The organism is Bacillus sp. UMB0893 (assembly GCF_002858905.1).
In the GTDB taxonomy this organism is placed as follows: Bacteria; Bacillota; Bacilli; order Bacillales; family Bacillaceae; genus Bacillus_P.
This window is the reverse complement of record NZ_PKLB01000003.1, coordinates 157,363-171,100: the sequence shown is the minus strand read 5'-3', so window position 1 is coordinate 171,100 and position 13,738 is coordinate 157,363. Positions and strand designations below refer to the sequence as shown.

Genomic DNA, 13,738 nt, shown 5'->3' with positions numbered 1-13,738 from the left:
TATCTGATTTATGGCGCTCAAGCATTAGGCCATTATGAAAATCAGCAATTAATGTTAAAATAGCCTAATAATAAGAGGTGCTCAACTGTGCAGCGTTATTTTATCAAAGAAAAAAAAGAGACCTTAACATCCGAAATTACAATCACGGGAGACGATGTTCATCACATCTCCCGTGTTATGCGTATGAAGCCGGGCAGCAGCCTGATTTGCTGTACATCAGATGGACAAGCGGCCCAATGTGAAATAGAAGAAGTTAATGAAGATTCTATATTATGCAGAATCGTTGAATGGCAGAATATTGATCATGAGCTTCCTGTATCAGTCACGATTGCGAGCGGGCTGCCTAAAGGGGATAAGCTGGAATGGATTTTTCAAAAGGGCACTGAACTTGGTGCTGCTTCGTTTATCCCTTTTAATGCTGCTCGTTCTGTTGTAAAGATTGATTCAAAAAAGGCAGCAAAAAAAGTGGAGCGCTGGAGAAAGATTGTGAAAGAAGCATCTGAACAATCTTATCGAAACCTGATTCCTGAAGTCCATGAACCAGCAGGATGGAATAAACTGCTCGAAATTTCTAAATCATTCGATCTAAAGATTGTTGCATACGAAGAATCAGCTAAAAAGGACGAACTTTCAAATTTAGCAAAAGCATTAAATACCGCCATTCCCGGACAATCAATCCTAGTCGTTTTCGGACCTGAGGGCGGACTAACAGAAGAAGAGATAAAACAGCTTGCGGATACGGACTTTATCGTATGCGGATTAGGGCCTAGAATTTTAAGGACGGAAACGGCTCCGCTTTATGTTTTATCTGCGATCTCCTATAATTTTGAATTATCGAGGTGATTATCATGCCAACAGTAGCATTTCATACACTTGGCTGTAAAGTGAACCATTATGAAACAGAAGCCATCTGGCAGTTGTTCAAAGACGCAGGCTACGACCGGTCTGAGTTTGAAAGCAAAGCAGATGTTTATGTCATCAATACATGTACAGTAACAAATACTGGAGACAAAAAAAGCCGTCAGGTCATTCGCCGTGCAATCCGCAAAAATCCTGATGGCGTTATATGCGTAACGGGCTGTTACGCTCAAACCTCTCCAGCTGAAATCATGGCGATTCCTGGGGTAGACATCGTTGTCGGTACGTCTGACCGTGTGAAAATGCTTGACTATATTGAGCAATTCAAGAATGAAAGACAGCCGATTAATGGCGTCAGCAACATCATGAAGGCTCGAGTATATGAAGAGTTGGATGTACCTGCATTTACAGACCGTACAAGAGCGTCGTTAAAAATACAAGAAGGCTGCAATAACTTTTGCACATTCTGTATAATTCCTTGGGCACGCGGCTTAATGCGATCACGTGATCCTAAAGAAGTAATTAAGCAGGCACAGCAGCTTGTTGATGCAGGGTATAAAGAAATCGTATTAACGGGTATTCATACTGGCGGTTACGGTGAAGACATGAAGGATTATAACTTCGCGATGCTGCTTCGTGACCTCGACTCTCAGGTTCACGGCTTAAAACGCATCCGAATCTCTTCAATTGAAGCAAGTCAGATTACAGACGAAGTGATTGAAGTTCTTGATCAATCAGATAAAATTGTCCGTCATTTGCACATTCCGATTCAATCAGGTTCAAATACCGTACTGAAAAGAATGAGACGCAAATACACGATGGAGTTCTTTGCTGAGCGTTTAACACGTCTAAAGCAAGCTTTACCGGGTCTTGCTGTCACTTCTGATGTTATCGTTGGTTTCCCTGGGGAAACAGAAGAAGAATTTATGGAAACCTACAATTTTATTAAAGAGCACCAATTCTCTGAGCTTCACGTCTTCCCTTATTCAAAACGCACAGGCACGCCTGCTGCAAGAATGGAAGATCAGGTGGATGAAGAAATTAAGAACGAACGCGTTCACAAGCTGATTGCTTTATCTGATCAGCTTGCAAAAGAGTATGCATCAGCATACGAAAACGAAGTTCTTGAGGTTATTCCAGAAGAATTGTATAAAGAAGAGCCTGAAAGCGGCCTCTACGTTGGCTACACAGATAATTATCTAAAAGTGATTTTCCCGGCTTCAGAAGAAATGATCGGGAAAATTATCAAAGTAAAAATAACAAAATCAGGGTATCCTTTCTCTGAAGGACAATTTGTACGTGTCATGGATGAGGAAACAATCCCAGAAAATATTCGTTTAACATCTTGACCTGGTCGATTCGACCGGGTTTTTTGCATTTCGAAAACACATTGGAAGATTCATGCATGAAGACAATTTATAAGAAATATGGTTTAGAATATTTTTGCTGGTGTAAATTAACTTTGTACTCGTATTTTTTTTAGAAAAATGTTAAGATGTAAGAGGTCAGACGACTAATTAATTGGAAAAGGGGTACTACATATGTCAGTAAATATTGGCAGTATGATTGACCATACAGCATTAAAACCAGAAACAACAAAGGCTCAAATTGAAGCTTTATGTGCAGAAGCTAAGGAATATAAATTCGCATCTGTTTGTGTAAATCCAACTTGGGTTGAAAATGCAGCTGCTTTATTAAAAGGTACAGATGTTAAAGTTTGTACTGTTATCGGTTTCCCGCTTGGAGCTACTACAGTGGAAACAAAAGCATTTGAAACAAAGGATGCTATTGCAAAAGGCGCAACAGAAGTTGATATGGTTATTAATATCGGCGCATTAAAAGACAAAAATGATGAGTTAGTGGAACGTGACATCCGTGCTGTTGTTGATGCAGCTAAAGGAAAAGCGCTTACGAAAGTGATTATCGAAGCATCGCTTTTAACTGAAGAAGAAAAAGTAAGAGCTTGCGAACTATCTGTTAAAGCTGGTGCAGATTTCGTTAAAACATCTACTGGTTTCTCCACTGGCGGAGCAACTGTTGAAGATATCGCACTTATGCGTAAAACAGTAGGACCAGTTCTTGGCGTAAAAGCTTCTGGAGGAGTACGTGATCGTGCTGGGGCTTTAGCGATGGTTGAAGCTGGTGCAACACGCATCGGTGCAAGCGCTGGAATTTCTATCGTTAAAGGTGAAGAATCTAACTCCGATTATTAATAGATAAATTAAAAAGACTGCCGATTTTTTGGCAGTCTTTTTTGATTAAACCATTGAAGCTGATAAAAGAATACGTTCCATCAAGTTTTTAAAATGAATACTAAGATTGTCCGCCTCTGTTAAATAAAGCTGAAAAAGCCTCTACAAAGCTGCCAAAAGCATTAGCAAAAGGCAACAATGCCAGTGAACTAATCACATTGAAAATCAAGCTGAAATGAGCAAGCTGAACATCTGGATGAGAAGAGAGTTGTTCAGCTAATGAGCTAAAGTAAGAAATGAATGGATAAAATACGGCAACGCCTATAATATTTACCCAGACATGAGAATAAGCTGTCAGTTTTGCTTCTTGATTGGCGCCGGCAGCAGCCATCAGCCCAGTTATGCAAGTGCCGATATTCGCACCTAGCACATAAGCTATTCCAGCACTGAGGCTCAAAATATCTGCGTTTAAAAAACTCATAATGATTCCAACGGTTGCCGCACTCGAATGAATGATGGCGGTCAAAACGGTACCGCTAAATACTCCAGCCAAAGCATGTTCGTTTGTGTACAGCAATAATTCACTGACAAGCTGCATCTTCGATAATGGTTCGGCTAATTGCCCAAACCCTGACATCGCTAAAAACAAGGAACCTAGGCCGAAAAATACAGCACACATTCGAATCAGCAATTCTTTTTTCAAAAGAATACCGCCAAAAAAACAAATGAACCCAATTATGAAGAGCGGAATCATAAGTGATCCGATATCTAACGTAATTAACTGTGTTGTAAAAGTAGAGCCAATATTCGTCCCAAGGATAATTCCAATCGTCTGTTTGAACGAAATGACACCTGCTGAAACAAGTCCAATGACGATAACCATGACCGCTGAACTGCTTTGAAGAATACCTGTAAATAGGATGCCTGCCATGAATGCTTTAACTGGATGATTAATGCAAGCATAGATCCAGCTTCTCATTGCATGGCCGGATAAAATCGCAAGTCCTTTTTTCAGCGTAAACATTCCCGCTAAAAAAACCGCTAAATAGAGCGTGAATAAGCCTGCAGCCTCCATTTAATCACCTCTTCTTACAAACTATATGGACAAGCGGCTTATAGAATGCTTCTTTTTAAAAATTTATCAGCAAGTTTAATAAAAAGTGAAAACGAAATAAGGGTATCTTCGTACAGCTCCAGTATTTTTGTTCTGCAAACGAACGAAGTTGCGAACTTTTTCTTATATAAGTTGACCTCTGTGAAACGTTATATTATAATTGCAAAGTACATGTTTTCTTGAAACATGTTTAATAAACAGAAGATGTCGATTGGTTGTATTCGGAGGGAGGGAATAAGAATGTCAAAAACGGTCGTTCGTAAAAACGAGTCGCTTGAGGACGCTCTTCGTCGCTTCAAACGTACAGTATCAAAAAGCGGTACTATACAAGAAGCAAGAAAGCGCGAATTCTATGAAAAACCTAGCGTAAAACGTAAGAAAAAGTCTGAAGCTGCTAGAAAACGCAAATTCTAAAGAGGGTGGATTTATGAGTCTTCTTGAGCGTTTGAATCAAGATATGAAACAAGCGATGAAGAACAAAGAGAAGGACAAACTGGCTGTTATCCGCATGGTGAAAGCCTCATTACAAAATGAAGGCATCAAGCTGGGTAAACAGGAGTTGTCTGCTGAAGAGGAACTGACTGTGTTTTCTCGCGAATTAAAGCAACGTAAAGACTCCCTCCAGGAATTCAGTAAGGCTGATCGCTTAGATTTAGTTGAAAAGACACAGGCTGAACTTGACATCTTAACGGTTTACATGCCTGAACAGCTTTCTGAAGAACAGCTTCTTACAATTGTGAAAGAAACAATTGCAGAAGTAAATGCGTCTTCAAAAGCAGACATGGGAAAAGTTATGGCTGCAATCATGCCTAAGGTTAAAGGTAAGGCTGATGGTGCGCTGGTCAATAAAACTGTAGCTGGACAGCTATCATAAAAAACGGAAAACACCTTGTTCATTTGAACAAGGTGTTTTTATATTCAATTTTCTCTTTAAGAATTTTTCCTTAATTTGAAACTTATACTTAACATGAAACGTATTACTGATAACCTTTAGAGAAGGGGGGCTTAAGACACAATTGACGGTAAAGAAAAATAGTCTATTTCATATTGCCCTGGGAGTAGTTTTGTTTCTTTCGCTGTTTGGCGGTGCCTACATGCCTGAAGCGAAAAATGCTTCTGACAAAGTAGCAGTCATTCCTATAGAAGAAACAGTTGAAAAGGGATTATCACAATTTATTAAAAGGTCGTTTGAAGAAGCAAAAGCAGAAAAGGCTGACCACATTATTCTGGATATAAATACTCCTGGAGGTGCAGTAGATGCAGCCTTGGAAATTGCGGATACCATTAGAGCTTCAGACATCCCGGTAACCGCTTTTATTGACAAAAGAGCACTATCAGCAGGAGCATACATTGCACTTAATGCAGATCTGATCTACATGGTTCCAGGCGCTAAGATGGGTTCTGCAGCAATCATTGATTTAGAGGGCAATACGGCTGATAAAAAAGCTGAATCGCTCTGGCTTGCTGAAATGAAGGAATCTGCAGAACAAAATGGCAGGGATTCAAAATACGCGTTAGCTATGGCAGATCCTGATGTTGATCTACCGGAGCTTGGTGCCGGCAAAGGAGATTTATTGACTCTCAATTCTGATCAGGCAAGGGATGTAGGATATGCAGAGGGCGTTGCTGATAATCTGGACAGTCTTTTATCAGCTTTAAAATTAAATGATGCTGAAGTCATAGATATTGAAGTAAGTTTTGCGGAAAAAGTAGCTAGATTTGTGACCAATCCGATTGTCATTCCTATTTTGTTATCGATTGGAAGTCTTGGCCTGATTGTAGAATTATATACTCCGGGGTTTGGCCTTCCAGGATTTATGGGATTAACCTCACTGTTTTTATTCTTTTACGGCCATTATATTGCTGGACTTGCAGGACTTGAAACAGTCATTCTCTTCATAGTTGGATTAATTCTAGTATTTGCGGAAATTTTTGTCCCTGGCGGAATCATCGGCTTTATTGGATTTGGAGCAATCCTCTTAAGCTTCTTTATTGCAACTGATGATATTGGCTATATGGCATTTTCATTAGTTGTAGCATTTCTTGTTGCCATTTCGGCAGCCATCATTTTTGTAAAGGTGTTTGGAAAACGTATGAATATATTTAAAAAACTGATCTTGCGTGATTCTGCAAATACTGAAAGCGGGTATGTTTCGAATCGGAATCGATTGGAGCTAATCGGAAAAACAGGGATAGCACTGACATCAATGAGACCGTCAGGCACAGCCTTGATAGACGATGAACGGATTGATGCTGTAACAGAAGGAACATATATCAAGAAGGATCAGAAAGTTAAAATCGTTAAAGTTGAAGGCTCTCGTGTTGTTGTAAGAGAGATCCTTTAATACAAGGAGGAAAAGTATGGATCCATCATTGCTTTTAACATTAGGTTTAGTGGTCATTGGAGTTATTTTGCTGGGTGTTTTATTTACGTTTGTACCGATCACACTGTGGATTTCCGCGCTTGCAGCAGGTGTAAGGATCAGTATTTTCACGTTAATCGGAATGAGGCTGCGCCGAGTAAGCCCAAATAGAATTATAAATCCATTAATTAAAGCACATAAAGCTGGACTTGGTGTCACAATCAATCAGCTTGAAAGCCATTATTTAGCAGGAGGGAACGTTGATCGTGTGGTCAATGCCTTAATTGCTGCTGAGCGTGCGAATATTGAGCTATCATTTGAGCGATGTGCGGCAATTGATTTAGCTGGGCGTGATGTTTTAGAAGCTGTTCAAATGAGCGTTAATCCTAAAGTCATTGAAACGCCATTCATCGCGGGTGTTGCAATGGACGGAATTGAGGTTAAGGCAAAAGCCCGTATTACCGTGCGTGCAAATATTGAACGCTTAGTCGGCGGTGCAGGCGAAGAAACGATTATTGCGCGTGTAGGTGAAGGGATTGTCAGTACAATCGGTTCCTCGAATAACCATAAAAAAGTGCTTGAGAATCCAGATATGATTTCACAAACCGTTTTAAATAAAGGGTTAGATTCAGGAACTGCATTTGAAATTCTGTCGATCGATATTGCTGATGTTGATATCGGCAAAAATATTGGTGCGATTCTACAAACAGATCAAGCTGAGGCTGACAAGAAAATTGCACAGGCAAAAGCGGAAGAACGCCGTGCAATGGCTGTGGCGCTGGAACAGGAAATGAACGCAAAAACACAAGAAATGAGAGCGAAAGTAGTTGAAGCAGAAGCAACCGTTCCACTCGCAATGGCAGAAGCTTTGCGGAACGGCAAAATCGGTGTGATGGACTATATGAATTTTGAAAACATCAATGCGGATACAGGTATGAGAGATTCGATTGGAAAGCTTTCAAAAGATCAGCCGGAACATGACAATAAATAATATAAGCTCTCATTCTCACACTAAGGAGGGGGCTGAAACATGGAGATCATCGACTTTATTCTGAGTAATCCTTTAGTTGTTGCTGGTTTCATTTTTGTTCTGTCATCCTTATTCGGCAAGAAAGGAAAGGAAAAAAAACAGCGCAGACAGAAAGAAAAACAATCATCCGCTGAAACTGTCTCACTTCCTTCAAACGACGAAAACGTGAAAAAGCCTGTTCATCACGAAAGCATGAAGGATGCTATTGAGACCATTGAATCGAGGTATCACTCAGCAAAAAAAGACATCAGTGAACTTGGCGCTGAAATTGGCTCAGCAATAAATGAAAATCAATTAACAAATCAAATTGAACCAAAAAGCAGTCTGCACAAACGACAGAAAACAAGCGCAGCAATAAATAGAGAAAATGCCGTTCAAGGCTTCATTTGGAGCGAAATTCTCGGTCCTCCGAGATCCAAAAAGCCGCATTCCAGAACAAAAAGGTAAGCGTTAAAAAAGAAGTGTTAGAACCCCCTTTCCACTCATACATATGAGATGAGAGGGGGTTCTTTTTTATGGCAAAAAAATGGCGCAGGCAACTTGCTGAGTTGATCTCAAGAACAGTAGAAATACCCCAGGATGTCATGATGGATCTTCCCCGTATCACGATGATCGGCCAAATACATATTTATATTGAAAATCATAGAGGGCTGCTCACCTTTACAGAGAATGAACTGCGGCTTTTGCTGAAACAGGGTCAGCTTCAAATTAAAGGAGAAGCCTTTGTAATAAAAACGATTTTGCCGGAAGAAATCCTTCTGCAGGGAAAAATCGACCAGGTCAATTATTTGGATCAATCGTGAATAGGAGGATGGGATATGAAAAACCAATGGATCAATTTCTTTTACGGTATTGTAAAAGTGACAATTCGCGGCAAAGGGATGGAAAGGTTTATTAATGACTGCATCAGAAACGATATACCCGTTTGGAATGTACGAAGAGAAGAGGAGTCACTCTCTTTTTTTATTCGGCTTAAAGATGTACATGCCATCCGTTCCGTAGCAAGGAAAAATGAATGCAAATGCTACTTGAAGCGTAAGGCAGGCTTACCTTTTCTTATTCAAAGATCCTTGAAGAACAGCGGATTTATTATTGGTTTCGGGCTGTTTTTTATCGTGATCCTCTTATTGTCTAACATGGTATGGGGAATTGATATTAAAGGGGCCAAGCCCAGCACAGAGCATTTAATCAAGAAAGAGCTTGATGCAATGGGAGTAAAAGTTGGGAAACTGCAGTTTTTTATTGATGATCCTGATACGATACAGCGGAAGCTTACGAACAACATCCAAGAGCTCACATGGGTTGGGGTGGAATTGATAGGGACAAATTATCATCTGGAGGTTGTGGAAAAAAACGAGCCTGAAAAAATAACGCTATCAGGTCCTCAGCACATCGTTTCGAAGAAAAAAGCAATTATCACTAAAATGTACGTGGAACAAGGACAGCCTGCTGTAACGATTCATGAACATGTACGTGAAGGGCAGATTCTTGTTTCAGGTTTTATCGGAAATGAGAAAAACCAGCAAAAGGTCGCAGCAAAAGCCGAGATATTCGGTGAAACGTGGTACCGGGCAGAAGTAATTAAACCGATTGAGACGACTTTTAATGTGTTTTCTGGAAAAGATAAACGTAAGTATTATTTAAAACTGGGATCATTTCATGTTCCGTTTTGGGGATTTAATCAGGAGATATTTCCGTCGTTTGAAATGGAGGACGATGTGAGGACTGTAAAATTTTTAAAATGGAGCTTGCCTCTCGGATACGTAAAAGAAATTTATCGTGAAAAAGAAGTCGTTAAACGAAGCTACTCCATCAATGAAGCAAAGGAAGCCGCACTAAACGATGGAAAAAAAGAACTTCAGCAGAAATTAGGAGATGAAGCTGAAATAAAGGGTCAAAAAGTTTTGCACCAATCGAGTGAGAATGGTAAAGTAAAACTAATAGTGCTCTACCAAGTTATAGAAAATATCGTAAAAACAACACCAATTGTTCAGGGAGATTAAAGAATGCCAGAAGAACTAGTTACGATAAATCAGCAATTAGAGAATCCAAATGAAGCGGTTGCTTTATTTGGAAACAATGATGCACACCTCAAGCGAATGGAAGATGAACTGAACGTCTCAATTGTGACAAGAGGCGAAGCGGTTTACGTATCAGGTGATTCTGAAAGTGTGCAATTAGTAGATGACGTATTAACATCACTGCTGGTCCTTATCCGAAAAGGTATTTCAGTTAGTGAGAGAGACGTCATTTATGGAATTGAAATGGCGAAACAATTGAAACTGGATGAATTTGAAGCATTGTATGTAGATGAAATCAGCAAAGATGCGCGCGGAAAATCAATACGTGTGAAAACACTTGGCCAAAGACATTATATTTCTTCGATCAGGAATAAAGATCTTGTATTTGGCATTGGTCCGGCTGGAACTGGAAAAACTTATTTAGCTGTGGTCATGGCAGTAAGCGCATTAAAGAATAATCAAATCAAAAAAATCATTTTAACGAGGCCGGCAGTTGAAGCTGGAGAAAGTCTTGGTTTCCTTCCAGGTGATTTGAAAGAAAAGGTCGATCCTTACTTGCGCCCTCTTTACGACGCATTGCATGATGTTCTTGGGATGGAGCACACCCAGCGTTTAATTGAACGAGGTACGATTGAAATCGCTCCTCTTGCCTATATGAGAGGAAGAACGCTTGATGATGCATTTGTTATTCTAGACGAAGCTCAGAATACGACACCTGCTCAAATGAAAATGTTTTTGACAAGGCTTGGCTTTGGCTCAAGAATGGTTATTACAGGTGATATCACACAGGTAGACTTGCCAAAAGGCGTTAAATCAGGACTTGCAGTTGCTAAAGAAACACTGCAATCTGTAAACGGCATAGCATTTAATGAACTGCAGCAATCAGATGTTGTTCGCCACCCGCTGGTTGCGAAAATCATCGAAGCATATGATCAGACAAAGTGACCCGACAGCCCGATTTCGGGTCGCTTTTTTTCTTTTTTAGTAACTTACTGCCAAAATTGGATGGGCGCCAGACGGTGAAGGGGAGCAGGGGGTGATGTTATGAAAACGAAGAAGAAGACGAAATTTATCCAGCTGATTGAAAAAGCAAAAAACTACCGTTTTATACATATTTCAATGTATGTCATGCTGGCAGCAGTTATATTTGTTTCCCTTTACAGCAATGTAAAACCGGAAACAGTTGATGTTGAACTTTTCACGTATTCAGATCAAACGATTATCGCACCTACACAGGCAGATGATACCTATGAAACAGAAAAAAAACGCCAGGAAGCATATGATGCTGTAGAAGATGAATATGTGCTGAGAAAAGACTATGTTGTAAACAGAGTAGAAGTCATAACATCCATTTTTGATTTTGTAAAAGAAACAAATAATGAAGCAGCAGATGAAATGAAACTTCAGAATGAAAATCTGGCTGAAGGAGAAGAAGCCTTTACTATTTCTGGAGAAGAAAAACTTAAACGTTTAAAAGAAAAGCTTACTGCAGAGATTCGGGAAGAAATACCGGATGATGCTTTCGTAGCGCTGCTAAATTCTACTGACAATGAATTGTCAATTGCCCAGGATGCAATTATTACAGCAGTAAATCGTGTCATGAGCAATGAAATTCCTCTGCAAAAACAAGAGGAGGCTAAGAATGCTGTAGAAGAAGAACTTAAATCCTCTACGCTGCGTGCTGAACTCACTGATGCGGCCATCCAGCTCGGCAGATATGCAGTGATTGCCAACTTTGTCTTTGATTTGGACGCAACGGAAGAAAAAAAGCAGCTGGCATATGATGATGTAAAAGAAGTTCAAATTAAACAGGGTCAGATTCTTGTCGAGGAAAACGGATACATCAGCAGAGACATTTACCGTAAGCTTGAACTTGTCGGGTTGCTTGACAATCAGCTTTCTTTAAAGCCATTTGCTGGTTTAATGCTGATCATTCTTCTGATTATTGCAGGTCTTATTTATTATTTTGAAGCACCTGATAAATCAGCAGAGAAGAAAAATCACTCTCTGATTCTATACGTTTTGATTTTTAGCATTACAATCCTCCTCATAAAAATCATCAGTTTCTTTCAGGAAATTGAATATACGCATATCGGCTACCTTGTGCCTGTTGCGATGGGAGCTATGATGATTAAACTTCTGCTTCATGAAAGGCTTGCGATCTTAACGAGTATTATTTTTGCCATTTGCGGAAGTATTATCTTTAATGAAGGCGTTACAGGGACATTCAATTTTACCATTGGAGTCTATTACTTGTTCGGCTGTTTAGCGGGAGTGTTATTCCTTAACGAGCATAATGTCCGTTCAAGAATTCTTCAAACCGGGCTGTTTATAGCGCTAATAAATATCCTGATCATTACTTCGATTATTCTCATACAAAATGGGAGCTATTCGAATATTGAACTCGGCTCTTATTTTATTATGGCCCTTGTATCAGGACTTGTTTCTTCCGTATTGACGATTGGGTTCATGCCATTTTTTGAAACAGGATTCGGCATATTATCAACAATGAAATTAATTGAGTTATCTAACCCAAATCATCCTTTGCTACGTAAAATTTTGACAGAAACACCTGGAACCTATCATCACAGCGTCATGGTTGCAAATCTTTCAGAGGCAGCTTGTGAAGCGATTGGTGCAAATGGGCTGCTGGCCCGTGTAGGAGCGTACTATCATGATATTGGTAAAACAAAACGGCCTCAGTATTTTATCGAAAATCAGATGAATATTGACAACCCGCATGATAAATTGTCGCCTCAATTAAGCAAAAATGTCATTATTGCACATGCAACAGACGGTGCAGAGCTTCTGCGAAAGCATAAGATGCCAAAGGAATTTGTAGATATAGCTGAACAGCATCATGGAACAACATTATTAAAATTTTTCTATCATAAAGCAAAACAAAACCATCCAGATATTTATGAAGACGAGTTTCGTTATCCGGGACCTAAACCTCAAACAAAAGAAATTGCCATCATTTCAATTGCTGATAGTGTTGAAGCTGCGGTTCGCTCCATGTCTAACCCGACTCCAGATAAGATTGAAAAGCTTATTAGAGGAATCATTGCGGACAGACTACAAGATCATCAGCTGAATGAGTGTGATTTAACGTTAAGAGAACTTGATATAATCGCCAAATCACTTAGTGAGACATTAAAAGGTATTTTTCATTCCCGGATTGAATATCCGGAACTAACAAAACAGAAGGTGAGACAAGCATGAATCGAATAATCATCGACATGACAGATGAAACAGGAATACTCGCGGAAGATCAGCTGCAAATAGTCAATCGTCTTCTGCAGCAGGCAGCTGAAATAGAAGGTATTTCTGAGGATGCTGAGCTATCCGTTACTTTCGTTGATAATCAAAAAATACAAGAAATCAATCGGGATTATCGCAATAAAGATCAGGCAACAGATGTTATTTCATTTGCAATGGAAGAGCAGGGCGAAGGGGAAGTTTCAATAAAAGGGATGGACATGCCTCAAGTTTTAGGAGATATTATTATATCTGTCCCCCGTGCAGAGGAACAAGCGCTTGAATATGGCCATTCCTTTACAAGAGAGCTTGGATTCTTAGCGGTACATGGCTTTCTTCATCTTCTTGGGTATGATCATATGACACCTGAAGATGAAGCAAAGATGTTCACTAAACAAAAGGAAATCCTTGATGCTTATGGGCTTAAAAGGGAGATCTGAGCGGGAACGGTTTTTTCGGAGTTTTTCTTTTGCTTGGGACGGGATCCTGACTACTTTTAAAACCGAACGGAACTTTCAATTTCATATCGTCATTTGCATCCTGGTCACAGCTGCCAGTTTTTTCTTTCATATATCGCTCTCAGAATGGATTATTGTCCTTTTTTTAATGGGCGGAATGCTTTCTCTTGAGTTAATGAATACAGCGTTAGAACGGATTGTAGATCTTGTAACCTCAGAATATCATCCATTGGCAAAAGCGGGAAAAGACGCAGCCGCAGGTGCTGTTTTGATTTATGCTGTGCTAGCGGTTATTATAGGATTAATCATTTTTATTCCGAAAGTTTTATAAGTTTTGGGAAAATTCTTACAATTAAATTACATTTGCGGCATTTGGATGAAATTTCTGCTCTTTTTAGGTAAAATAGAAATACATGGTGTCGCCAAAGAGAAAGGAAGTAGAGC

Annotated in this window: 15 protein-coding genes; 14 read left to right on the top strand and 1 reads right to left on the bottom strand. The window is 39.7% G+C overall.

The features are described 5' to 3' along the window. Positions 1–87 precede the first annotated feature (87 nt). From CYJ36_RS08765 to deoC, 3 genes are all read left to right on the top strand, one after another. Positions 88–843, top strand: coding sequence for a 16S rRNA (uracil(1498)-N(3))-methyltransferase (locus tag CYJ36_RS08765; RefSeq protein WP_101566862.1), 756 nt, complete (start codon positions 88–90; stop codon positions 841–843). Positions 844–848: 5 nt separating this feature from the next. Next, positions 849–2,207: a tRNA (N(6)-L-threonylcarbamoyladenosine(37)-C(2))-methylthiotransferase MtaB gene (gene mtaB / locus CYJ36_RS08760; protein WP_101566860.1), complete on the top strand. Its 1,359-nt coding sequence runs from the start codon at positions 849–851 to the stop codon at positions 2,205–2,207. Positions 2,208–2,399: 192 nt separating this feature from the next. Next, positions 2,400–3,071, top strand: a complete 672-nt coding sequence (deoC, locus tag CYJ36_RS08755; protein ID WP_101566858.1) for a deoxyribose-phosphate aldolase — start codon at positions 2,400–2,402, stop codon at positions 3,069–3,071. 100 nt (positions 3,072–3,171) lie between these two features. On the opposite strand, the gene CYJ36_RS08750 is transcribed toward deoC, so the two are convergent. Next, positions 3,172–4,125, bottom strand: a complete 954-nt coding sequence (locus tag CYJ36_RS08750) for a Na/Pi symporter (RefSeq protein WP_101566856.1) — start codon at positions 4,123–4,125, stop codon at positions 3,172–3,174. Positions 4,126–4,404: 279 nt separating this feature from the next. Here CYJ36_RS08750 and rpsU point away from each other — a divergent pair, with 279 nt between their 5' ends. The 11 genes from rpsU (at position 4,405) to CYJ36_RS08695 (ending at position 13,625) form a co-directional block, all read left to right on the top strand. Beyond that, on the top strand, positions 4,405–4,578 hold the full coding sequence (gene rpsU, locus CYJ36_RS08745) for a 30S ribosomal protein S21 (protein ID WP_015595024.1): 174 nt from the start codon (positions 4,405–4,407) through the stop codon (positions 4,576–4,578). A gap of 13 nt (positions 4,579–4,591) precedes the next feature. Then, positions 4,592–5,038, top strand: a complete 447-nt coding sequence (locus CYJ36_RS08740) for a GatB/YqeY domain-containing protein (protein ID WP_101566854.1) — start codon at positions 4,592–4,594, stop codon at positions 5,036–5,038. Between the two features lie 142 nt (positions 5,039–5,180). Further along, the gene (locus CYJ36_RS08735; RefSeq protein ID WP_441296221.1) at positions 5,181–6,509 is read left to right on the top strand and encodes an NfeD family protein; all 1,329 of its coding nucleotides are present in this window, start codon (positions 5,181–5,183) and stop codon (positions 6,507–6,509) included. A gap of 16 nt (positions 6,510–6,525) precedes the next feature. After that, complete coding sequence (gene floA / locus CYJ36_RS08730) at positions 6,526–7,518, top strand: flotillin-like protein FloA (RefSeq protein WP_101566852.1); 993 nt, start codon at positions 6,526–6,528, stop codon at positions 7,516–7,518. A gap of 39 nt (positions 7,519–7,557) precedes the next feature. Beyond that, entirely contained in the window at positions 7,558–8,004 is a 447-nt protein-coding gene (locus CYJ36_RS08725) for a hypothetical protein (protein WP_101566850.1), read from the top strand. Positions 8,005–8,072: 68 nt separating this feature from the next. Beyond that, a complete protein-coding gene (yqfC, locus tag CYJ36_RS08720; protein ID WP_101566848.1) occupies positions 8,073–8,360 on the top strand; it encodes a sporulation protein YqfC in 288 nt (95 codons plus the stop codon). 15 nt (positions 8,361–8,375) lie between these two features. Further along, the gene (yqfD, locus tag CYJ36_RS08715; RefSeq protein WP_101566846.1) at positions 8,376–9,560 is read left to right on the top strand and encodes a sporulation protein YqfD; all 1,185 of its coding nucleotides are present in this window, start codon (positions 8,376–8,378) and stop codon (positions 9,558–9,560) included. A 3-nt stretch (positions 9,561–9,563) separates the two neighbouring features. After that, on the top strand, positions 9,564–10,523 hold the full coding sequence (locus CYJ36_RS08710; RefSeq protein WP_101566844.1) for a PhoH family protein: 960 nt from the start codon (positions 9,564–9,566) through the stop codon (positions 10,521–10,523). 99 nt (positions 10,524–10,622) lie between these two features. Continuing rightward, positions 10,623–12,800, top strand: a complete 2,178-nt coding sequence (locus CYJ36_RS08705) for an HD family phosphohydrolase (RefSeq protein ID WP_101566842.1) — start codon at positions 10,623–10,625, stop codon at positions 12,798–12,800. Next, positions 12,797–13,276, top strand: a complete 480-nt coding sequence (gene ybeY / locus CYJ36_RS08700; RefSeq protein ID WP_101566839.1) for an rRNA maturation RNase YbeY — start codon at positions 12,797–12,799, stop codon at positions 13,274–13,276. Before CYJ36_RS08705 ends, ybeY begins: the two co-directional genes overlap by 4 nt. Next, positions 13,248–13,625, top strand: coding sequence for a diacylglycerol kinase family protein (locus CYJ36_RS08695; protein WP_374702793.1), 378 nt, complete (start codon positions 13,248–13,250; stop codon positions 13,623–13,625). The genes ybeY and CYJ36_RS08695 overlap by 29 nt, the downstream gene beginning before the upstream one ends. Positions 13,626–13,738: the final 113 nt, after the last annotated feature.